The organism is Pseudomonas sp. LS.1a (assembly GCF_022533585.1).
In the GTDB taxonomy this organism is placed as follows: domain Bacteria; phylum Pseudomonadota; class Gammaproteobacteria; order Pseudomonadales; family Pseudomonadaceae; genus Aquipseudomonas.
In genome coordinates this window covers 2,087,823-2,109,792 of the sequence record NZ_CP092827.1, presented here as the reverse complement: position 1 = coordinate 2,109,792, position 21,970 = coordinate 2,087,823, and the positions used below count along the sequence as shown (strand labels likewise).

General features: G+C 63.0%; 19 protein-coding genes and 1 pseudogene. 11 read left to right on the top strand and 9 right to left on the bottom strand.

Annotated elements, in window-relative coordinates; translation table 11 throughout:
• The first annotated feature begins 53 nt into the window (after positions 1 to 53).
• The 7 genes from ribBA (at position 54) to MKK04_RS09660 (ending at position 8,353) form a co-directional block, all read left to right on the top strand.
• On the top strand, positions 54 to 1,175 hold the full coding sequence (gene ribBA / locus MKK04_RS09690; RefSeq protein ID WP_241106503.1) for a bifunctional 3,4-dihydroxy-2-butanone-4-phosphate synthase/GTP cyclohydrolase II: 1,122 nt from the start codon (positions 54 to 56) through the stop codon (positions 1,173 to 1,175).
• Positions 1,176 to 1,503: 328 nt separating this feature from the next.
• A complete protein-coding gene (locus MKK04_RS09685; RefSeq protein WP_063915047.1) occupies positions 1,504 to 2,529 on the top strand; it encodes an ABC transporter substrate-binding protein in 1,026 nt (341 codons plus the stop codon).
• On the top strand, positions 2,526 to 3,443 hold the full coding sequence (locus MKK04_RS09680) for an ABC transporter permease (protein ID WP_063915048.1): 918 nt from the start codon (positions 2,526 to 2,528) through the stop codon (positions 3,441 to 3,443). The genes MKK04_RS09685 and MKK04_RS09680 overlap by 4 nt, the downstream gene beginning before the upstream one ends.
• 6 nt (positions 3,444 to 3,449) lie before the next feature.
• The gene (locus tag MKK04_RS09675) at positions 3,450 to 4,259 is read left to right on the top strand and encodes an ABC transporter permease (protein WP_015270845.1); all 810 of its coding nucleotides are present in this window, start codon (positions 3,450 to 3,452) and stop codon (positions 4,257 to 4,259) included.
• Between the two features lie 19 nt (positions 4,260 to 4,278).
• A complete protein-coding gene (locus MKK04_RS09670; RefSeq protein ID WP_207833817.1) occupies positions 4,279 to 5,427 on the top strand; it encodes an ABC transporter ATP-binding protein in 1,149 nt (382 codons plus the stop codon).
• A gap of 157 nt (positions 5,428 to 5,584) precedes the next feature.
• Positions 5,585 to 6,892 carry a substrate-binding domain-containing protein gene (locus tag MKK04_RS09665; protein WP_233687766.1) on the top strand — a complete coding sequence of 436 codons (1,308 nt, stop codon included), beginning with the start codon at positions 5,585 to 5,587 and terminating at the stop codon, positions 6,890 to 6,892.
• 396 nt (positions 6,893 to 7,288) lie between these two features.
• Positions 7,289 to 8,353, top strand: a complete 1,065-nt coding sequence (locus tag MKK04_RS09660; RefSeq protein ID WP_207833822.1) for a TerC family protein — start codon at positions 7,289 to 7,291, stop codon at positions 8,351 to 8,353.
• Between the two features lie 393 nt (positions 8,354 to 8,746).
• On the opposite strand, the pseudogene MKK04_RS09655 reads toward MKK04_RS09660, so the two are convergent.
• From MKK04_RS09655 to MKK04_RS09640, 4 genes and pseudogenes are all read right to left on the bottom strand, one after another.
• Positions 8,747 to 9,243: pseudogene (locus MKK04_RS09655) on the bottom strand (hypothetical protein); the annotation flags it as partial.
• A 124-nt stretch (positions 9,244 to 9,367) separates the two neighbouring features.
• On the bottom strand, positions 9,368 to 9,757 hold the full coding sequence (locus MKK04_RS09650; RefSeq protein ID WP_241106502.1) for a hypothetical protein: 390 nt from the start codon (positions 9,755 to 9,757) through the stop codon (positions 9,368 to 9,370).
• Positions 9,750 to 11,150, bottom strand: a complete 1,401-nt coding sequence (locus MKK04_RS09645) for a PAAR domain-containing protein (RefSeq protein ID WP_241106501.1) — start codon at positions 11,148 to 11,150, stop codon at positions 9,750 to 9,752. The genes MKK04_RS09650 and MKK04_RS09645 overlap by 8 nt, the downstream gene beginning before the upstream one ends.
• A 294-nt stretch (positions 11,151 to 11,444) precedes the next feature.
• A complete protein-coding gene (locus MKK04_RS09640) occupies positions 11,445 to 12,674 on the bottom strand; it encodes an acyl-CoA dehydrogenase (protein WP_063915055.1) in 1,230 nt (409 codons plus the stop codon).
• A gap of 140 nt (positions 12,675 to 12,814) precedes the next feature.
• On the opposite strand from MKK04_RS09640, the gene MKK04_RS09635 reads away from it, so the two are divergent.
• Together MKK04_RS09635 and MKK04_RS09630 are read left to right on the top strand one after the other, a co-directional pair.
• Positions 12,815 to 13,741 carry a LysR family transcriptional regulator gene (locus tag MKK04_RS09635; protein ID WP_063915056.1) on the top strand — a complete coding sequence of 309 codons (927 nt, stop codon included), beginning with the start codon at positions 12,815 to 12,817 and terminating at the stop codon, positions 13,739 to 13,741.
• A gap of 195 nt (positions 13,742 to 13,936) precedes the next feature.
• Positions 13,937 to 15,091, top strand: coding sequence for a cysteine desulfurase family protein (locus tag MKK04_RS09630; protein WP_207833826.1), 1,155 nt, complete (start codon positions 13,937 to 13,939; stop codon positions 15,089 to 15,091).
• A gap of 7 nt (positions 15,092 to 15,098) precedes the next feature.
• Here MKK04_RS09630 and MKK04_RS09625 read toward each other — a convergent pair whose 3' ends face one another.
• The 3 genes from MKK04_RS09625 to nfsB form a co-directional block, all read right to left on the bottom strand.
• Positions 15,099 to 15,536, bottom strand: coding sequence for an RES family NAD+ phosphorylase (locus tag MKK04_RS09625; protein ID WP_063915058.1), 438 nt, complete (start codon positions 15,534 to 15,536; stop codon positions 15,099 to 15,101).
• The gene (locus MKK04_RS09620) at positions 15,533 to 15,982 is read right to left on the bottom strand and encodes an antitoxin Xre/MbcA/ParS toxin-binding domain-containing protein (RefSeq protein ID WP_063915059.1); all 450 of its coding nucleotides are present in this window, start codon (positions 15,980 to 15,982) and stop codon (positions 15,533 to 15,535) included. Before MKK04_RS09620 ends, MKK04_RS09625 begins: the two co-directional genes overlap by 4 nt.
• A gap of 99 nt (positions 15,983 to 16,081) precedes the next feature.
• Positions 16,082 to 16,735, bottom strand: coding sequence for an oxygen-insensitive NAD(P)H nitroreductase (gene nfsB / locus MKK04_RS09615; RefSeq protein ID WP_063915060.1), 654 nt, complete (start codon positions 16,733 to 16,735; stop codon positions 16,082 to 16,084).
• Positions 16,736 to 16,838: 103 nt separating this feature from the next.
• Between nfsB and MKK04_RS09610 the strand changes: the two genes are divergently transcribed.
• Positions 16,839 to 17,762 (top strand): LysR family transcriptional regulator, encoded by a 924-nt coding sequence (locus MKK04_RS09610; RefSeq protein WP_207833828.1) that lies wholly within the window; start codon positions 16,839 to 16,841, stop codon positions 17,760 to 17,762.
• Between the two features lie 155 nt (positions 17,763 to 17,917).
• Here the strand turns inward: MKK04_RS09610 and MKK04_RS09605 are convergent, their stop codons facing one another.
• Positions 17,918 to 19,132, bottom strand: coding sequence for a sugar transporter (locus MKK04_RS09605; protein WP_207833836.1), 1,215 nt, complete (start codon positions 19,130 to 19,132; stop codon positions 17,918 to 17,920).
• 208 nt (positions 19,133 to 19,340) lie between these two features.
• Between MKK04_RS09605 and MKK04_RS09600 the strand changes: the two genes are divergently transcribed.
• The gene (locus MKK04_RS09600; protein WP_207833838.1) at positions 19,341 to 20,657 is read left to right on the top strand and encodes a hypothetical protein; all 1,317 of its coding nucleotides are present in this window, start codon (positions 19,341 to 19,343) and stop codon (positions 20,655 to 20,657) included.
• A gap of 139 nt (positions 20,658 to 20,796) precedes the next feature.
• Here the strand turns inward: MKK04_RS09600 and calA are convergent, their stop codons facing one another.
• Positions 20,797 to 21,849: a vanillin reductase gene (gene calA / locus MKK04_RS09595; protein WP_241106500.1), complete on the bottom strand. Its 1,053-nt coding sequence runs from the start codon at positions 21,847 to 21,849 to the stop codon at positions 20,797 to 20,799.
• Between the last annotated feature and the right edge of the window lie 121 nt (positions 21,850 to 21,970).

Sequence of the window (21,970 nt, the reverse complement as noted above, 5' to 3'; positions counted from 1 at the left end):
TTTGTGTATGATGGTATACCATAATAATCACCCCACCACAGTGAGCGTGCAACATGGCTTTCAACACCATCGAAGAACTTCTCGAGGACTACCGGCAAGGCAAGATGGTCCTGCTGGTGGATGACGAGGACCGGGAAAACGAAGGCGACCTGCTGATCGCCGCCGAGCGTTGCGACGCCCAGGCCATCAACTTCATGGCCCGTGAAGCGCGCGGGCTGATCTGCCTGACCCTGACCGACGAACACTGCCAACGCCTGGGCCTGGAGCAGATGGTGCCAGCCAACGGCAGCGTGTTCAGCACTGCCTTCACCGTGTCGAACGAGGCGGCCACGGGCGTTACCACAGGTATTTCCGCCGCCGACCGGGCGCGCACCGTGGCGGTAGCCATGGCCCCCAACGCCCGCCCCGAAGACCTGGTGCAACCCGGGCACATCTTCCCCCTGCGCGCCCGCGAAGGCGGTGTGCTGACCCGTGCCGGCCACACCGAAGCCGGCTGCGACCTGGCGCGCCTGGCGGGCTTCACCCCGGCCTCGGTGATCGTCGAAGTGCTCAACGACGACGGTACCATGGCCCGCCGCCCGGACCTGGAAGTGTTCGCTGCCCGGCATGGCATCAAGATCGGCACCATTGCTGACCTCATCCACTACCGCCTGAGCACCGAGCAGACCATCAAGCGCATCGGCGAACGCGAACTGCCGACCGTGCATGGCACCTTCCGCCTGGTCACCTACGAAGACCGCATCGAAGGTGGCGTGCACATGGCCATGGTCATGGGCGATATCCGCCGCCAGCAGCCGACCCTGGTGCGGGTGCACGTGATCGACCCACTGCGTGATCTGGTCGGTGCCGAATACGCCGGGCCGGCCAACTGGACGCTATGGGCGGCGCTGCAGAAGGTGGCCGAGGAAGGCGCTGGCGTGGTGGTGATCCTCGCCAACCATGAGTCCTCGCAGGCACTGCTGGAACGCGTGCCGCAGCTGACCCAGCCGGTGCGGCCTTACCAGCGTGGGCAGTCGAAAGTGTATTCGGAGGTGGGCACCGGGGCGCAGATTCTGCAGGACCTGGGCGTGGGCAAGCTGCGCCATCTGGGCCCACCGCTGAAATATGCGGGGCTGGCCGGGTATGAGCTGGAGGTGGTGCAGAGCATACCGTTCGAGCCAGACATGGTCGGCTAAAGCACATAAGCAACTGACCTGGCAGGGCTCTGTGGGAGCGGGTTCACCCGCGAATACGATGGTGAAGCCACCAACGCATTCGCGGGTGAACCCGCTCCCACAGGGTCCGCGCTGTTTCTGAAAGGACGGAGTGATGGCCGGTCGCCTCATACCTCTTGCCAAAAGTTTGGAATACCATAATATGATATCCCGTAGACCTTAAATCTGCAGGCCGGCACCTACAACCACAAACGGCCACTAGACACTTTGTTTTAGCTGCTCCCCGAACACTGTTGGCGGGCGCACCACAAGCCCCGCCTCGAATAACAAAAGCAACGAGGGCGTAACCATGCTGTTGAGCAAACGTGTAACCGCAGTGCTGTCCGCCAGCCTGCTGACCCTGGCATGTCAGGCCGCCCAGGCCGCCGACAGCCTGAACTTCGTCAGCTGGGGCGGTACCACCCAGGACGCCCAGAAAGAAGCGTGGGCCGCACCCTTCACCAAAGCCACCGACATCAAAGTCGTCCAGGACGGCCCCACCGACTACGGCAAGCTCAAGGCCATGGTCGAGAGCGGCAACGTGCAGTGGGACGTGGTCGACGTCGAAGCCGACTTCGCCCTGCGTGCCGCCAGCGAAGGCCTGCTCGAACCCCTCGATTTCAACCAGATCAAGCGCGACAAGATCGACCCACGCTTCGTCTCCGACCATGGCGTCGGCTCGTTCTTCTTCTCCTTCGTGCTCGGCTACAACGAAGGCAAGCTCGGTGCCAACAAACCAGTGGACTGGACCGCACTGTTCGATACCAAGGCCTACCCCGGCAAGCGTGCCCTGTACAAATGGCCCAGCCCTGGCGTACTGGAGCTGGCCCTGCTGGCCGACGGCGTAGCTCCCGACAAGCTGTACCCGCTGGACCTGGACCGCGCCTTCAAGAAGCTCGACACCATCAAGAAAGACATTGTCTGGTGGGGCGGTGGCGCCCAGTCGCAGCAACTGCTGGCCTCCGGTGAAGCCTCGCTCGGCCAGTTCTGGAACGGCCGCGTCTATGCCTTGCAGCAGGACGGTGCACCGGTGGGCGTGAGCTGGAAGCAGAACCTGGTAATGGCCGATTTCCTGGTCATCCCCAAAGGCGCCAAGAACAAGGACGCCGCCATGAAGTTCCTGGCCAACGCCAGCAGCGCCGAAGGCCAGGCCGAATTCGCCAACAAGACCGCCTACGCGCCGGTGAACGTCGACAGCGTGGCCAAACTCGACAAAGACCTCGCACAGAACCTGCCGACCGCCTATGCCCAGGACCAGGTCACCCTCGACTTCGCCTACTGGGCCAAGAACGGCCAGGCCATTGCAGCCCGCTGGAATGAGTGGTTGGTCAAATGAAAGTCGCCATCAACGCCCTGCATAACGCGCAAGGTGCCCCCACGGGCACCGGCGCCCCGGGAACGGCCCCCCGCCGCGTCAGCCTGAGCCAGCGCTGGAAAGGCAGCCGCAACCTGCTGCCGGCCCTGCTGTTCCTTGGCCTGTTCTTCTTCGCCCCGCTGGCCGGCCTGTTGCTGCGCGGGGTGCTGGAGCCAACGCCGGGCCTGGGCAACTACGAGCAGCTGTTCGCCAACTCGGCTTATGCGCGGGTACTGTTCAACACCTTCTCGGTGGCCGGCGTGGTCACCCTGATCAGCGTGCTGCTGGGCTTCCCGCTGGCCTGGGCAATAACCCTGGTGCCCAAGGGCTGGGGCCGCTGGCTGTTGAACATCGTGCTGCTGTCGATGTGGACCAGCCTGCTGGCGCGCACCTACTCGTGGCTGGTGCTGCTACAGAGCTCGGGGGTGATCAACAAGGCGTTGATGGCCATGGGTATCATCGATGCTCCGCTGGAAATGGTGCACAACCTGACCGGCGTGGTGATCGGCATGAGCTACATCATGATCCCGTTCATCGTGCTGCCGCTGCAGGCGACCATGCATGCCATCGACCCGATGGTGCTGCAGGCCGGCTCTATCTGCGGCGCCAGCCCGTGGACCAATTTCTGCAAGGTGTTCCTGCCGCTGTGCCGCTCGGGGCTGTTCTCCGGGGCGCTGATGGTGTTCGTGATGTCGCTCGGTTACTACGTCACCCCGGCCCTGCTGGGCGGTGCGCAAAACATGATGCTGCCCGAATTCATCATCCAGCAGGTGCAGTCGTTCCTCAACTGGGGCCTGGCCAGCGCCGCCGCCGCACTGCTGGTGGTGATCACCCTGGTGCTTTTCTACCTGTACCTGAAGCTGCAGCCGGAATCCCCGGTTGGCAACGCGAGGTAAACCACCATGCTCCTGTCTCCCAATGCCATGGGCCGCCCGCTGCGTACAGGCCTGTACCTGACCACCGGGGTCATCGCGGCCTTCCTGCTGCTGCCAGTGGTGTTCATCGTGTTGCTGTCGTTCGGCTCATCGCAGTGGCTGGTGTTCCCGCCACCGGGCTGGACCTTCAAGTGGTACGGCCAGTTCTTCTCCAACCCGGAGTGGATGGACGCCGCGCTGGCCAGCCTGAAGGTGGCCGTGCTGACCACCATCGCCGCCGTGCTGCTCGGCCTGCCCACCGCATTCGCCCTGGTGCGTGGCCGCTTCCCCGGCCGCGAGCTGCTGTACGGGCTGTTCACCATGCCGATGATCGTGCCGCTGGTGATCATTGCCGTGGCGGTGTACGCGCTGTTCCTCAAGCTTGGCTACACCGGCACGCTGTTCGCCTTCGTGGTCAGCCACGTGATCGTCGCCCTGCCCTTCACCATCATCTCGATCATCAACTCGCTGAAGCTGTTCGACCAGTCGATCGAGGATGCCGCGGTGATCTGTGGCGCCTCGCGCCTGCAGGCGATCTTCAAGGTGACCTTCCCGGCGATTCGCCCGGGGATGATCGCCGGCGGCCTGTTCGCCTTTCTGGTGTCGTGGGATGAAGTGGTGCTGAGCGTGATGATGGCCAGCCCCGACCTGCAGACCCTGCCGGTGAAGATGTGGACCACCCTGCGCCAGGACCTCAGCCCGGTCATCGCCGTGGCCTCGACCTTGCTGATCGGCCTGTCGCTGCTTGTCATGTTCATTGCCGCCGCCTTGCGCCGGCGCACCGAAGCCAACGCCTGAGCGCGCGGAGAAAACAACAATGAGTGCAGTGATCAAAGACAACGCGCACGGCAAGACCCTGGTCAGCCTGCGCGGCCTCAACAAGCACTACGGCGACTTCACCGCCGTGGACAACCTCGACCTGGAAATCCAGGACGGCGAGTTCCTGACCTTTCTCGGCTCCAGCGGCTCGGGCAAGTCCACCACCCTGTCAATGCTGGCCGGCTTCGAAACGCCGAGCAGCGGCGAGATCCTGGTCGATGGCCAGTCGCTGGTCAACGTGCCACCGCACAAGCGCGACATCGGCATGGTGTTCCAGCGCTATTCACTGTTCCCGCACCTGAACGTGCGCGACAACATCGGCTTCCCGCTGGCCATCCGCAAGCTCGGCGCCAGCGAAACCAGCAAGCGCGTCGATGCCATGCTCAAGCTGGTGCAGCTGGAGAAGTTCGCCCACCGCAAGCCGTCGCAGATGTCCGGTGGCCAGCAGCAGCGCGTGGCGATTGCCCGGGCGCTGGTGTACGAGCCGCGCATCCTGCTGATGGACGAACCGCTCGGTGCGCTGGACAAGAAGCTGCGCGAAGACCTGCAGGACGAACTGCGCCAGTTGCACCGGCGCCTGGGCATCACCATCGTCTACGTCACCCACGACCAGGAAGAAGCCATGCGCCTGTCCCAGCGCATCGCCATCTTCAGCCACGGCAGGATCGTCGGCCTGGGCACCGGTTACGACCTGTATCAGAACCCGCCGAATGCCTTCGTCGCCTCGTTCCTGGGTAACTCCAACTTCCTGCGGATCAAGGCCAGCAGCAATGGCGCGGGCAGCTTCGAGGGCCAGCCGGTGGCCATCCGCCTGACCCCGGGCCTGGCCGCCTCGCAGGATGCCCTGATCATGGTACGCCCGGAAAAGGCCCTGGCCCTGACCACCGAACAGGCCACGCGCGAGCCGCTGCCGGCGGGCTGGAACGAGGTCAGCGCCAAGGTTGGCGAAGTATTGTTCCTGGGCGAGAGCCAGACCTGCCATGTGGTGACCGCGGGCGGCACCGAGCTGACGGTGAAGGCGCTGTCGGCCGCGGGCATGCCGATGCAGCCGGGGGATACCGTGAAGGTGCGCTGGGCGGTGGCGGATGCGTGCATTTATACCGAGTGGGCAGAGAGTGACCTGAGCAAGTCCGCCGGGGCGCATTAACATCTTGAGTGCTGCAACGCCTGGTAGACCGAGCGCCGCGCGGGCGGCGCTCGGTCTACCAGGCGTTGCACAACTCAAGATGTGAACAACACCGTCACATTATCATCACGCCACTGTCGTAATCTGCCGGCCAACCCTATGCCATAGGCCTCCCGGCATGCCCCGCCTGCTTGTCTTGCTGCTCACCCTGCTACCGCTGGCGACCCTGGCCGAGCCCGCGCCCCTGCGCGTGCAAGGCTCCAACACCATTGGCGCGGCCTTGCTGCCGGCGCTGGTGCAAGGGCAGTTGCGCGCACAGCAAGCTACTGCCATCGAACAACACCCGGGCGAGTTGGCCAACGAGACCGTTATCACCGCACGTGACGCGCACGGCCAGCCTTTGCGCATCGATATCGCCGCCCACGGTTCCAGCACCGGCTTCTTCGCCCTGGGCCATGGCGACGCCGACCTGGCCGCCGCCTCGCGGCCGATCAACGACAGCGAAGCACGCCAACTGCAGGCTTTGGGCGACCTGCGCGCCGCTGCCGCCGAACAAGTCATCGGCCTGGATGGCGTTGCAGTCATCGTTCACCCTGACAACCCGTTGCCGCAGCTCACTACCCGGCAACTGGCGCAGGTTTTCTCGGGGCAGATCCAGCGCTGGGAGCAACTGGGCGTCAGTGGCGGGGCCATCCACCTGTACGCCCGTGACGACCGCTCCGGTACCTTTGAGACCTTCAAGGCACTGGTGCTGGAACCCCAGCACGGCGGGCTTTCGCCCAAGGCCCAACGCTTCGAGTCCAGCGACGAGCTGGCCGCGCGAGTGAGCACCGACCGCCAGGCCATCGGCTTCAGCAGCCTGGCAGCAATACACGGGGCCAAGGTGCTGGCGGTGGCCGAGGGCGACGCACCTGCCATGTTGCCGGAGCGCGCGCTGGTGGCCAGCGAAGACTACCCATTGTCACGGCGCTTGTACTTCTATTTGCCGGCCAACCCCAAGCCCCAGGCCAGGGCCCTGGCTGACTTTGCCCAGAGCCCGGCCGGCCAGGCGATCGTCGCCCGGCAGGGCTTCGTTTCGCAGCAGATCAAGGCCCAACCTGTAGCGCCCCTGGCGAACATGCCGCCGCGCTATCGCACCCTGGCCCAGCAGGCGCAGCGGCTGAGCGTCAACTTCCGCTTCCAGGAAGGCAGCGCCAGCCTCGACAACAAGGCCCTGCGTGATGTACAGCGGGTGGCCGAGTACCTGCGCAACGCCGGCAAGCTGCAGCGTAAAGCGGTGCTGGTGGGCTTTGGCGACCCCAAGGAGACACCCGGTCGCGCCGCCCTGCTCTCCCGCCTGCGGGCCCAGGCCGTGCGCCGTGAGCTGGCGCGCGATGGCGTGGAGGTGCTTGAAGTGACGGGTATGGGGGATGAACTGCCGGTGGCAGGAAACGAGCTGGAGCAAGGGCGACTGCGTAATCGTCGGGTGGAAGTGTGGGTGTATTGATCTGAAAGCAGCGCACATCCCTGTAGGAGATTTCCCAGCCCTTTGGGCTGCGCTGTCGCTTGGAGAGCTGAATTCGCAAGCGGTCCGCGTACCCTGTGGGAGCGGCTTTAGCCGCGAAGAATCCAACGCGGTGCATGGCACCGGCTGCGCCGGTGTTCGCGGCTAAAGCCGCTCCCACAGGGTCCCTGCTAATTCAATGAGTTATGTGCTGCTCCTAAAGGGTGCGTGCGTACACTGTGTGCCTGCCTGGCAAAGAAATGTAACAGCTCCCCATTCGGCATCACCGGCAAACGGGTCTAGGCTCAAGCCCATGTGATACCGGGCCCCTCTGACGGCTGCCAGGCCGCCATGTCGGATCACTGTTGCCATGCAACGTCGACATTCAAGGAGGGGCTCATGACAGCTCTACAGGTATTCCTCACCACCCCGTTCCTCGGTACCAGCACCTGGTTGTGGCTGGTGTTCATGGCCATCGTCATCGGTTTGCTGGTACTCGACCTGGGTGTGCTGCACCGCCACGACCGGGAAATCGAAATGCGTGAAAGCCTGCTGCTGTATTCGGGCTATTTCAGCGTCGGCGTGCTGTTCGGCGCCGGGGTCTGGTACCAGCTGGGTGCGCAGTCGGCGCTGGAGTTCTACACCGGGTTCCTGGTCGAGCAGTCGCTGTCGATGGACAACGTGTTCGTCATGGCGATGATCTTTGGCTACTTCGCCATCCCCCGCCGCTACCAGCACCGCGTGCTGTTCTGGGGCATCCTCGGGGTGGTGTTCCTGCGGGCGATCATGATCGGCGTGGGCGCGGCGCTGGTGCAGAACTTCGCCTGGGTGCTGTATATCTTCGGTGCCTTCCTGCTGTTTACCGGGGTGAAGATGGCGCTGTCGAAAGAAGACAGCCGTCCGGACCTGGCCAACAACCCGATCCTGAAGTTCGTGCGCCGGCACATGCGGGTCACCGAGCAGATCCACGGCTCGCACTTCTTCGTGCACCAGACCCCGCCCGGGGAGCACAAGGCAGTGCGCTATGCCACCCCGCTGTTCATGGCACTTGTACTGATCGAATTGGCCGACCTGGTGTTCGCCGTCGACAGCGTGCCGGCAATCTTCGCCATCACCCAGGACCCGTTCATTGTCTACACCTCGAACATCTTCGCTATCCTCGGCTTGCGCTCGCTGTATTTTGCGCTGGCGGCGTTGATGCACCGGTTTGTGTACCTCAAGTACGCGTTGGCGCTGGTGTTGATCTTCATTGGCTGCAAAATCTTCTATCACGGCATGGTGGGTAAGGTGCCGGCGTTGCTGTCGTTGGGGGTGACGTTCGGGTTGTTGCTGGGTGGGGTGGTGGTTTCGTTGCTCAAGACTCGGAGGGAGAAGCCGGAAAGCAAGGAGGCTCAATCCAGACAGCCTTCAAATGCCGATAGTACAGCCAGCCAGAAAGAGGAAGACCCGCAGATGCGGGTCTGATCCCCGCTCTACTTGAATTTAAATAGTGCCCATACAACCACCATCCAGATGAAACCAGTCATGATTAGCCACGCGGATATCTTCAACCTACGCTTAAGCTTCCGCGGAAACGCATTTAACTCACCGACATCCAGTTGCCCCATACGCAGTACTAGCCACGGAAATGCAACTAGTCCACTCACCGTACAAAGGGTCATCCAGCGCCACTTAAATGATCCAGAACCCCATGCACGCTTAATGCTTTCGAAATAGGGATTGCTCGTAATGGCCGAGCAAGCGATGCCATAATCTTTTGTCAACGTCGAGACAGCACTAAGGACTAGCCCTGGCATGCCGATAACAAAAGGGCTGAGTAGAATTACCAATTTGGCAAGTGGTTGCCAGCCAGTAATGTCAATCACTGGTCGCCTCGTAAATAACTTCGCCTACCGACTCACCAAGCATCCCGCCCAGCGCTCCTCCAGCCATACCGCTGGCTCCCACCAGCACATGCCGCACACTGGCGCGGCCAGACCTGCAGAGCCCATAGTAATAACGGCACATATTGTTCCAGATACAAGGGTTGCTCCTGAGGAACCAAGCATGGCTCCGGCGGTCCCAACAGCAAAACCTCCTGTCTCGGTCAGCCTGACCTTTTTACAAGCTTCAGTCTCACCAGCTCGACAAACCTCTTGCACTTTCAGATAAGACGAAGTCCCACCCAACCCAATTGCAGCATACCCACCATATTCAAGGTACTTGCTGAGCCGCGCCACTTTGTCCAGATGCGTCCCATACCCCGGAATCTGCCCCGGCCCGCCCGCTTTCGACCAATGGTGCACAAGGCTTTTGGTCAAAATGTTCAAGCTCTTCTTCAGCCGCTCATAGCTGCTCAGGTTCAGCTGTTTGTTAAATTGGCAATGTGGCATCATGCTCGGCCAATTGCAGCAGCACCTGTGCGGCTGCAAGTCTCTGATAGTAGGAACAAGGCTGGGCAAAAAAAGGAAGACTCGCAAATGCGGGCCTGAGGTATCGTTAGACTTTAATCATAACGTAACCAATCAATGCCCAAAGCAGCGAAATAGATATCAGCCACACTGCTATAATCATTTTTCGCTTCAAGAACGGTGGAAAGTCCTTAAGTTCCTGCTCATCAAGCCAGCCCATATATAGATGCAGCCTGGGAAACGCGACCAAAGCGCTCACCGTGCTTAACAACAAGCAGCGAGACCTCAGGTTTACTCCTCCCCAAACAAGCTTCATTTGCTCCAAGTAAGGGTTGCTTGTGATAGCTGACAAAGCGACTTTATAATCACGAGACATCGCGATTTGCACGTTTATAGCAAGACCTGACATCCCAATGGCAAACGGACCAATCAGGAATGCTAGCTTAAATAGTGGCGGCCAACTTTCAAAGTCAATCATCTGCCACCTCATAAAGCACTTCACCGGCCTTCTCTCCTAGAGCGCCAATGCCCTCAGCCCCTACTGCAGAGCCGGCACCAACGATGACAATCCCGCATACCGGAACGCCAAGCCCACCAGTACCGACTGAGAAAACCCCGCATAGGGCAGTCGCAACAGCACCTCCCGCCCAAGCGCCAAGCATGCCTCCTCCCAAGCCCCCCGCGAAGCTACCCGTTTCAGTGAATCGAACCTTTTTACAATCACCAGTTTCACCGGCCCGACACACTTCCTGCACTTTTAGATATGAAGAACCTCCACCCAGCCCAATCGCAGCATACCCACCATATTCAAGGTACTTGCTGAGCCGCGCCACCTTGTCCAGGTGCGTCGCATACCCCGGAATCTGCCCCGGCCCGCCCGCTTTCGACCAATGGTGCACAAGGCTCTTGGTCGAAATGTTCAAGCTCTTCTTCAGCCGCTCATAGCTGCCCAGGTTCAGCTGTTTGTTGAGGTACGCCGCTTTCAACTGTCCATCCAGTTGCTGCAGCAGCTGTCGCCGTTCGGCAAAAAAGCCCGGGCTGTTCAAGTGGCCATGGCGCATGAACTCGCGCTGATGCAGTTGCTCGATACTGGTCAGCGTATTACTGACCTGCTTCAAACCTTGTTCCAGCATGTCCTTGCCCACGCCCATGGACTGGCTGGCATTGCTGAGCAAGCCGGCGATTTCGGCCTGGTGCTCCATCATGAAGTCCGCTTCGGCGAAATCGAGCACCGCCAGCGCGCGGCGTGCGTGCTGCGCCGCCGCCATCAACTGCCCCTCCTCGCGGGTGCAGGCATCACCATTGTCAGGGTCACCGATAACGAAGATTTCCCCTGCCTTGAAGCCTTGCTCGAACGTCGGGTTAAGCCGTTGCAGCCGGGAGATTGGCAACGTGGCATCGTGCTCGGCCAATTGCAGCAGCACCTGTGCGAATGACATGCGCCGAGGCACTACATAGAACCCGGGCTCCAGGGTTCCGGGCAACGCACTTACTATGGGTTGGGAGAAACGCCCGGGGTAGATCGCGGCTGATGGCGCGGCAGAGTGGCTATTCGCGCGCCCTCCAAGGGAACGCAGGGGCGGAAATGCTTCACCCAACGGTGCGACCACCCGATTGCTGCCCGGTGGACAGCCACAGACTACCAGCGCACCGTCCATGGCCACCCGGCGGCCATCGGAAATGAAGTGGTCCACCCCTTCAGCGACCATCCCCTCCTGCCCGCAGAGGGGGCATGGCGTGGTGCGATCACCTTCGCGCAGCACCATTCGGCCCTCGTCAAGATAGCTGGCGTCCGTGGCAATGCAGACAGCCCCCGTAGTGGTGACATCGCTATCTACTGCCTGACCTTTTCCCTCCAGACTGACACGCATATGCAAACTCCCTGTGCATGGTTGAGGTTGAAAACCTAACATCAGCAAGGGAGGCTCAAGTGGCTTGGGTCGAAATTCAGAAGTTTCTTACAAAGTTTGAGATGAGCAAGCCCATGAGTCTGCTGGCGACGAAGGCGGCCAAGGATCGGGGGGGGGACCTGAAGACACAGTGAACCGTCAAGGGCCCCCTTCGCGGGCTTGCCCGCCCCCACAGGTACTGCGCGCAGCTCGGAGGCGGCACGGTACCTGTGGGAGCGGGCAGGCCCGCGAAGAGGCCGGAACAGGCCGGCAAAATCACCGCCCGCTACGCAACATCTCCGCCGGCACGTACTTGCCGATCTCATACTTGCCAATTGCTGCCCGGTGCACTTCATCCGGCCCGTCGGCCAGGCGCAGGGTGCGCTGCATGGCATACATGTAGGCCAGCGGGAAGTCGCCACTCACCCCTGCCCCGCCATGAATCTGGATCGCCCGGTCGATCACCTTCAGTGCCACGTTCGGTGCCACGACCTTGATCTGCGCAATCTCGCTGCGGGCCACCTTGTTGCCGACCGTGTCCATCATGTAGGCCGCCTTCAGTGTCAGCAGCCGGGCCATGTCGATCTCCATGCGCGAGTCGGCGATCTTGTCGACGTTGCCGCCCAGGCGCGCCAATGGCCGGCCGAAAGCCGTACGCTCCACCGAGCGCTTGCACATCAGTTCCAGCGCCCGCTCGGCCATGCCGATCGAACGCATGCAGTGGTGGATACGCCCCGGCCCCAGGCGCCCCTGGGCAATCTCGAAGCCACGGCCCTCACCCAGGATCACGTTCTCATACGGCACCCGCACGTTCTCGAAAAGCACCTCGGCGTGGCCATGGGGGGCATCGTCATAGCCGAACACCGGCAGCGGGCGGACGATCTTCACCCCGGGCGTATCGGTGGGCACCAGCACCATCGAGTGCTGCTGGTGGCGCGGCCCTTCAGGGTCGGACAGGCCCATGAAGATCATCACCTTGCAGCGTGGGTCGCAAGCGCCGGAAGTCCACCACTTGCGCCCGTTGATTACCCATTGGTCACCATCACGCACCGCGGTGGCAGCCATGTTGGTGGCATCCGAGGAGGCCACGTCCGGTTCGGTCATGGCGAACGCCGAGCGGATCTCGCCACGCAGCAGCGGCTCCAGCCACTGGCGCTTCTGCGCCTCGCTGCCATAGCGCACCAGCACTTCCATGTTGCCGGTGTCCGGCGCCGAGCAATTGAACGGCTCCGGGCCGAGCAACGAGCGGCCCATGATTTCCGCCAGCGGGGCATATTCCAGGTTGCTCAGGCCGGCGCCGTATTCAGATTCGGGCAGGAACAGGTTCCACAACCCTTCGGCGCGGGCCTTGGCCTTGAGCTCCTCCATGATCGCGGTGGGCTGCCAGCGGTCGCCCTCGGCGACCTGGCGCTCGAACACCGCCTCGGCGGGGTAGACATAGGCGTCCATGAACGCGCTGACGCGCTCGCGCAGTGCCTGGACCTTGGGCGAATAGGCGAAATCCATCGGGGCTACCTTCACGGTTCGGAGTACATGGGCCAGAGCCTAGAGCAGCATGGGCCCATCCATCTAGTCTATTTTCCACGTGTATAAACATTCATAACCGATATATGATCGCCCCATAATTCCAACAAAGAGCGGCGCCCATGAACCTCAGCAAGGTCGACCTCAACCTGTTCATCGTGTTCGATGCGATCTACACCGAAGCCAACCTGACCCGCGCCGGGCAGATCGTCGGCATCACCCAGCCGGCAGTGTCCAACGCCCTGTCGCGGCTGCGTGAAACCTTCAACGACCCGCTGTTCGTGCGCACTGCGCAAGGCATGGTGCCCACGCCCATGGCGCAGAACATCATCGGCCCGGTGCGCAATGCCCTGGCGCTGCTGCGCACGTCAGTGCAGGAAAGCCGCATCTTCAACCCGCAACAGGCCAACAAGACCTTCCGCATCAGCATGACCGACCTGACCGAAGCGGTGATCCTGCCGCCTCTGTTCCAGCGTTTGCGCCGCCTGGCGCCGGCGGTGCTGATCGAGAGCTTCCTGTGCAAGCGCCGCGAGACCACCAAGGAACTCGCCGCCGGCCGCCTGGACTTCGCCATCGACGCACCGTTGAACACCGACCCGCAGGTACGCCACGTCAAACTGATGCAAGACCGCTATGTCTGCGCCCTGCGCCAGGGCCACCCACTGGCAGACCGCAAGCTGACGCTGGACAACTACCTGGGCATGACCCACATCCATATCTCCAGCCGCCGCAATGGCCTGGGCTACGTCGACCTGGCCCTGGGCAAGATGGGCGTGCAACGCAAGGTTGCCTTGCGCTCGCAGCATTACCTGATGGCCTCGCAGGTGTTGCAGCAGACCGACATGGCGATGACCGTCCCCGAGCGCTTTGCCCGCCGCCATCAGTTGCGCTACCAAGCACTGCCGGTGGAGGTACCAGCGCTGGAAACGCACCTGTACTGGCATGAAAGCACCGATCAGGACCCGGCCAACCGCTGGATGCGCGAGCAGATCACCGAGTTGTGCGAACGCGTGGTGGCCGAGGAAGAGAAGGCTGTGGAGTCGGCCTGAAGAGGGCTACCGAGGGGCCTTTGGTGAGCCCCTCCCGGCCAAGAGAAAAAAATTCTATGTATAACTTATTAGAGAGAAATTTTTTTCAACAATCTTGAGAACAGAGTCGCTGGAAGCGAAAAATGTCTCTCCAGCAGTGGGTACGCTTGCTTCAACGATCGCCGATTTCACGGCAACAGACACGGACCCGCCCCAATGCCTAGCGCCCCGCTCTACTTCGATTACGCCGCCACCACTCCGGTCGACGACCGGGTCATCGAAACCATGCTCGCCAGCCTTGGCAGCCAGGCCAACTTCGGCAACCCGGCGTCCAGTGGCCATGCCTTCGGCCAGGCCGCCCGCCGCGCCGTGGAGCAAGCCCGCCAGCAAGTGGCCGAACGGGTCGGCGCACAGGCCGATGCACTGGTCTGGACCTCGGGTGCAACCGAGTCCAATAACCTGGCGCTCAAGGGCATTGCCCAAGGCCTCGGCCAGCCCGGGCACCTGATCACCAGCCAGCTGGAACACAAGGCCGTGCTCGACACCGTGGCCGAACTGGAGCGCCAGGGCTGGGCCATTACCCGCCTGACACCGGATGCCGCCGGCCTGATTCAGCCCGCAGCGGTGCAGGCAGCGTTACGCACCGACACCCGCCTGGTGTCGCTGATGGCGGTCAACAATGAACTGGGTACGATCACCGACTTTGCCGCAATTGGCGAACAGGTGCGTGCCCACGGTGCCCTGCTGCACGTGGATGCGGCGCAGGCGGTGGGCAAACTGGCCATCGACCTGAGCGTAATGGCCGTGGACCTGATGTCGTTCTCGGCGCACAAGGTGTATGGCCCCAAGGGCATCGGTGCACTCTACGTCGGGCCGCGCGCCCGTACGCTGATGCGCGCGCAGATGCACGGTGGCGGCCATGAGCAGGGCCTGCGTTCCGGCACCCTGGCGACCCACCAGATTGCCGGCATGGGCAGCGCCTTTGCCTTGGCCGGCCAGCCCGGCGACAGCGAACACCTGCGCCTAGAGCAACTGGCCAGGCGCCTGCGCGAAGGCCTGCTGGCCCTGCCCGGCGTCACCCTCAACGGCTGCGCCAACCAGCGCATTCCCCACACGCTGAACCTGTGTATCGACAACAAGGGCTTCAACAGTGCGGCGCTGGCCAGCGAGCTGGCGTTGTCGACTACCTCGGCCTGCAACTCGGCGAGCAATGCAGCCTCGCATGTGCTGCTGGCGTTGGGGCTGGATGAGCGCCAGGCACGCAACAGCGTGCGCCTGAGCATCGGGCGTTTCAGCAACGAGGCTGAAGTGGACAAGGCGCTAGAAGTGTTTGGCCGGGTGCTGACAGCGGCATCAGCAGCGCTTTGGTGAAGCTGCCCTAGAAAAGCCGGCTGTCCGGGGTGAAGTCCTCGACCTCGAGCCTGGCGCTGTTTGCCTGTGGATGGCGCGGGTTGAACAGGTAATTGGTGGTGCTGGGCATGATCGCGCTCGGCACCGGCAACAGCAATGCCGAACACTCATCCAGAAAGCGGTTGCCCAGGCCCCGGGTCAGTTCGGTCTGGCTCGACCAGCCAGGCTGCAATACGGGCAACTGCGCTTGCGAAACGGTATCGGGCAATTCGATGCGAAGCAGCCTCATGGTGGAGGGGAAATCCTCAGGGTCGATCTCCAGGTGCACCAGCACCTCGAGCATCGCCCCGGCCGGACTGGTGGCGGCATACACCACTGGCCGGCCCGCCTGGTGCCAGCGGCCGCTGATACGCAAGCCGCCCGTTCCGCTCAAATCTGCATAGGCGCTGATACGCCACAGAATCACAGGCCAAAACCCTCGGCGATCTGCAGCAACATCTCTTCGACCTGGGTGGTGCCTTGCTGGGTGGTGAGCATCTGCATGGGGGTCAGCCCCGAGAAGCGCTCCTTGGGCTTGGACAGCCAGCGCTTGGCCTTGCCCGCTTCGCCGAAGACGGCTTCGGCCATGGCGGTGATATGGGCCGAGCGGAACAGCCGGTCGCTTTCTTCCACGGTCAGTGGCTGGTCGCGTTCGATGCGGGATTTCAGGGTACGCAGGGGAATGATCTGGTCACGCTCCACGGGGGTGAACACACCGAGTTCGGTCAGTTTCACCAGCCAGGTGGCGGCAAAGCCATGGGTGATGCGGGTGTGGATTTCGAAATCACTGGCGAGTTCGGGGATTTCCAGCAGTGCATGCAGGCGCGCCCGGTACTCGTGGTAACCGTTGTCGCGAAGCACTTCGGCAAGCATGGCGCTCTCCCTTCCGGCGTTTACCGAGAAGTATGCGGCATATGCCGGATTTTGCAAGCCGACCGGGAAGACGGGGCCGCAGAGCGGCCCCCCCCAATCTCACAGGAAGGTGAACACCTGCGAAGCCGGCAACCGCGACTTGTTCAGCCCGGCATTGAAGTCCGTCTCGCTGCGATAGCCCAGGCTGAGAACCACCACGCTGGTGAAGCCACGTTCGCGCAGGCCCAGTTCGGCATCGAGAATCTTGCTGTCGAAGCCCTCGATCGGCGTGGCATCCAGCCCATGTGCAGCAGCCCCCAGCAAGGCAGTACCCAACGCCAGGTAGGTCTGCTTTTCCATCCAGTGCTGCACGTCTTTCTGGTCAAAGCGGTGCAGGTCGACGTAGTGCCGGCGGCTCTGGTTCTGCGCGGCACGCGCCTGCTCATCACGGAAGCGGCCATCGGCAGCTTCCTGGTCGAGCACGGCATTCAGGTGCGCTTCGCTCATCTCGGTACGGGTGCAGAACACGATCACATGCGAGGCATCGAGGATCTTCGGCGAATTGTAGGCATAGCGCTCTGCGGTGCTCTTGGCCAGGCGGGCCTTGCCTTCGGCACTGTCGGCAACGATAAAATGCCACGGCTGCGAGTTGACCGAGGACGGACTGTGGCGCAGTTGCTCGAGCAGGGCATCGACAGTGGCCTGGGGAATACGGCGCGAGGCATCGTAGGCTTTGGTGGTGTAGCGGCGCTTGGCCAGCGAGACGGTATCCATGCAAAACTCCGGGAATGAACGGGGGATTTGCCGGGCATCTTATCTTTCCTGCAGAAAAGAAAAACCGGCACAATGCAGCAACACTTTCATCCCAGGAGTGAAAATGCTGCGCATCGCCGACCTCGAACTGTTCGTCCGCAGCAGCGTGCTGGGCAGCTTTACCGCCGCCGCTCACGAGGCACAGCTGCTGCCGGGCCAGGTGGCCGCCGCGATCAAGCGCCTGGAGCGCGAACTCGACGTGCGCCTGTTCGCCCGCACCACCCGCAGCCTGCGCCTGACCGCTGAAGGCGAGTTGTACCTGCCTACCGCCCTGAATGTGCTGGAGAGCCTGCGCCAGGGCCGTGAGGACCTGCATGGCAACCCCAGCTCCCTGCGCGGCACCCTGCAAGTGTCGGCACCGTCCGACCTGGGCCGCAACATGCTGCTGCCCTGGCTGAGCGCCTTCCGCCGCGAACACCCGGCCCTGCACCTGCGTTTCTTCCTGTCCGACCAGATCGCCGACCTCAACCGCGACCCGGTGGACGTAGCGATCCGCTATGGCCTCAACCAGGACGCCAACTACATTGCCCTGCCGCTGGCCGACTGGAACCGCCGGGTGCTGGTCGCCGCGCCCGACTACCTGGCCCGCCACGGCCACCCGCTCACGCCCGACGCCCTGCAGCAGCACGCCTGCCTGCTGTACATGCAGCACAACCGGGTCTATGACAAATGGCGGGTGGGCAACCGTACCGTGCAGGTGCGCGGGCCGCTGGTCAGCGACGATGCCGACGTGATCCGCCGCCTGGCCTTGCAGGGTGAAGGTATCGTCTACAAGTCGTGGCTGGACGTAAGCGCCAACATCGTGGCCGGCGAACTGGAAATCGTCCTGCCCGAATACCTCGGTGAACCCGCCCCGGTCACCCTGGTGTGCCCGCACCGCAAGCAACTCACGCCCGCAGTGGCACAACTGCACCTGTGGCTGCGCGAACGCTTCGAGGCACTGCGCAACCGGGCGCTGACCAACGGCTGCACAATCGTTCCAGACTGAACAGCGGGCATGGGCTGCAGTACTGGTTTGAGCCTTCTATTGCCAGTACCGGCCTCTTCGCGGGCACGCCCGCTCCCACAGGTACTGCATCAACGTCAGAAGCGATGCAGTACCTGGGGGAGCGGGCGTGCCCGCGAAAAAACCGGCACGGTCATTCAGGAATGCCCAGGCACCCCGCCCAGCGCCTCGCGGAACCGCCGGGTGCTGACAACGGCCAGCAGCAACCCGACCACCGCCACGCTACCGCCCACCAGGCCGATATCCGCCACGTCCAGCTGGCTGCTGACGATACTGCCCAGCAACGCGCCGCCGCCGATACCGATGTTGTAGATACCCGAGAACAGCGCCATGGCCACATCGGTGGCATCGGATGCCAGTTTCAGGGTCTTGGACTGCAAGGACAGGCTGAAACTGAGGATCGCCACCCCCCAGAACATGCTCAACGCGGCGAACACATGGAAGTTGCCCGACAGCGGCAACAGCAGCAACAGGCATGCCGCCAGCAGGCCGATCGAACCCACCAGGAAGCCATGCGGAAAGCGCTCGCTGTAACGGCTGAACAGCAACGAGCCGAACACCCCGGCACCGCCGAACAGCAGCAGCAACAGCGTGGTGCGCTCACCGCCGATCTGCGCCACGTGCAGGGCGAACGGCTCGATGTAGCTGTAGGCGGTGAACTGTGCGGTAATCACCAGCGTTACCAGCACATAGGTGATCACCAGCGCCGGGCGCTTGAACAGGACCGGCAGGCTGCGCAGCGAGCCCGAGTTCTGGCTGGGCAGCAGCGGCAGCGACTTCATCAGGCACAGCATGGTCGCCAGCGCCACCCCGGCAATGCTCAGGAAGGTGATGCGCCAGCCCAGCGCTTCGCCCACCACACGGCCCAACGGGATGCCCAGGACCATGGCCAGGGTGGTGCCGGTGGCCAGCAGGCCCAGCGCCTTGGCCTGCTGGCCGGGCGGTGCCACGCGCACCGCCAGGGAGGCAGTGATGGCCCAGAACACCGCATGTGCCAGGGCAATGCCGATGCGGCTGACCAGCAACATGGCAAAGCTCTGTGACAACCACGACAGCAAGTGGCTGACGATGAACACCAGGAACACGAACAGCAACAGGCGCCGCCGCTCGATGTTGCGGGTCAGCAGCATCATCGGCAGCGAGGCCAGCGCCACCACCCAGGCATAGATGGTCAGCATCAGGCCGACCTGGGCAGTACTCATGTCGAAGCTGCGGCCAATGTCGCTGAGCAGCGCCACCGGGACGAACTCGGTAGTGTTGAAGATAAAGGCCGCCAGGGCCAGAGCAATGACGCTCAGCCAGCTGCCGCTACCCGCCGTGGGTGGCATGTTGGTAGGTGTGGGTCCGTTCATGGGGTGGAAACCGGTTCTCCGCAGACAAGGCAACAGGACGCACGCCAGCCACCCGCTTGCCGGGGTGTCGACGCACGCTTTGTTATTGGAAGGAATGCCGGCATGGTACGCGTCACGCCGGGGCCTCACAACCGCGAGGCGGGTAGAAGGAGTACCATGCGCGCTTTGTATGAAACGCGTATGCAGCAACAAGGAGCCCGATCCGCTCATGGACCAGCAGCCCCCACAGCAGCAGTGGCAGCAGGCGGTCACCGCCTACGCCCAGGCTGTCAACGACTATGTCGCGCAGGGCCGCGCGCAAGGCTGGGATGACCTCGAAGAACCCCTGCCGCAAGCCACCGAACACTTGCTCGATGCCTGGCTCGAAGCCCTGCAAGCCGCCAACCGGCCTGGTGTCGAAGCCTTCGAGCAGCAAGCCTTCCGCGAAGCCTGGCCGCCCGCCCACCACCCATTGCTGGCGCTGATCAAGGAGAACGGACAAGGCATCTGCAACGTCCTGCTGCTGGACGACGGCAGCCTGCTGGCACGTATCGGCATGCCGCATGACAAAGGCCAGGTGGTGCGCATCGACCGTCACGGGGTGACCCCGGTGATCGGCGTCGATCATTTCGGCCGCTGCCCGGCCCGCCGCTACTTCGCCCTGGCCAATGCCGAGGGCGTGCGCGTGACCGATGGCTGGGGCGGCCCGCAAGTGCTGCGTCTGGCCTGGCCCACGGGGCTGGAGGGGTTGCCGCCGGGTTACCCGTTCGAACCGTTCGACCTGCCGCCCACGCCGACCGCGCTGATCCCCTTCCCGGATGGCCAGCGTGTGCTGCTGGTGAGTGCCGAGGGTATCTTCCTGCTGACCCGCCACGGCGCGACCCGCCTGCTGCCACACCAGGCGCGGGTGCTCGACGAGCTGGACGAAGGCACCGACCCGGACGACATCTACCTGGGGCTGAGCATGGAGCACGGTGCGGTGTCGGCAGATGGCCAGTTGATCGTGGTCGGCGAGCAAGGCAGCCGTCACCTGGTGCTGGACGAGCAGCTCAGGCCCGTGGCAGCAATCGGCCCGGCCAGCGAGTACCCGCACTTCGCGCTGTTCAACCGCGCGGGAGACCAGTTGATACTCAATGCCTGCCATTTCTACAGTGGCGCCACGCTGGCAGTCAGGGTGGCCGACTTGCCGGGGCTGGATACCGATTACTACAGCCAGGACCCGCGCACCCCGCTGGTGCAGGATGGCGCGCGGGTGTATGCCGGTGTGGCACGCGACGGCGAATATATCGTGGGGGATGCCTATGGTTACCTGCGGGCGTTTGGCGAAGATGGCGTGGAGCATTGGCAGCATTACCTGGGGTCGACCATCAGTGCGCTGGATATCAGTGCCGACGGGCGTACGCTGGTGGCGGCGAGCCATGCCGGGTTTGTTTCGGTGATTGCCCTGGACAGCGGGCGGCCGGCCTGGCAGATCGGTACCGGGGCACATGGCGAGGTACGGCGGTGGTTGTTCTGGAAAGGCTGGGACAGGGCATTGGCCTGGTAACAGATCCAGTATTCATTACCTGTCTCGGCCTCTTCGCGGGCTCGCCCGCTCCCACAGGTACTGCACAGACTTCGGAAGCTGTGATTTACCAGTGGGAGCGGGTTCACCCGCGAAGAGGCCAGCACAGGCAACCCATCAGTCAGCCCTGCAAAGTGGCCATATCGATCACGAACCGGTACTTCACATCCCCGGCAATCATCCGCTCATACGCCTGGTTGATGTTGCAAATATCCAGCAGCTCGATATCACAACGAATGGCGTGCTCGGCACAGAAGTCCAGCACTTCCTGTGTCTGGGCAATACCACCGATCAACGACCCCGCCAGCACCCGACGCTTCATCACCAGATTGGCCGCATGCACCGCCGGGTCGATCGGCTCGATCAGGCCGACCAGGATGTGCACGCCATCGAACTTGAGGGTTTCCAGGTACGGATTGAGGTCGTGCTGCACCGGGATGGTGTCGAGCAGGAAGTCGAAGCGACCCGCCGCAGCGCGCATCTGCTCGGCATCGGTAGACACGATCACATGGTCGGCACCCTGGCGGCGGGCCTCCTCGGCCTTGGCCTGGGAGCGGGTGAACAGGGTCACTTCGGCGCCCAGGGCCTTGGCCAGCTTGATACCCATGTGGCCCAGGCCGCCCATGCCAAGGATGCCGATCTTGTGACCGGGGCCGACACCGTGGTGCTTGAGCGGCGAATAGGTGGTGATGCCGGCGCAGAGGATCGGCGCGGCGCTGGGCAGGTCCATGCCGGCCGGAATGCGCACCACGAAGTGCTCGCTGACCACGATGCTGCTGGAGTAACCGCCCATGGTGTTGCTGCCGTCGACCCGGTCCGGGGTGGCATAGGTCATGGTCGGCCCTTCCAGGCAGTATTGCTCCAGGTCCTTGGCACAGGCTTCGCAGTGGCGGCACGAATCGACCATGCAGCCCACGCCGACCAGGTCGCCGACTTTGTGCGCGGTCACTTTGTCGCCCACTGCGGTGACCCGGCCGATGATCTCGTGGCCAGGCATCAGGGGGTACACGGCAATGCCCCATTCGTTGCGCGCCTGGTGGATGTCGGAGTGGCACACACCGCAGTACAGGATCTCGATGGCGACGTCGTCCGGGCGCGGGCTGCGGCGCTCGAAGGTCATGGGGGTCAAGGGGCTGGTAGGGGTCTGGGCGGCGTAACCGATGGCGGTGTACATGCAGGGCCTCGCTAAGAAGTGAAACGATTCAGGCGGCGCATTCTGCGCGCCATGCGCCGCCTCGCCCACAGCTGATTCTCCGGCATCCATGCCTGATTCTCCGAAGATGCCATGCAGTGCC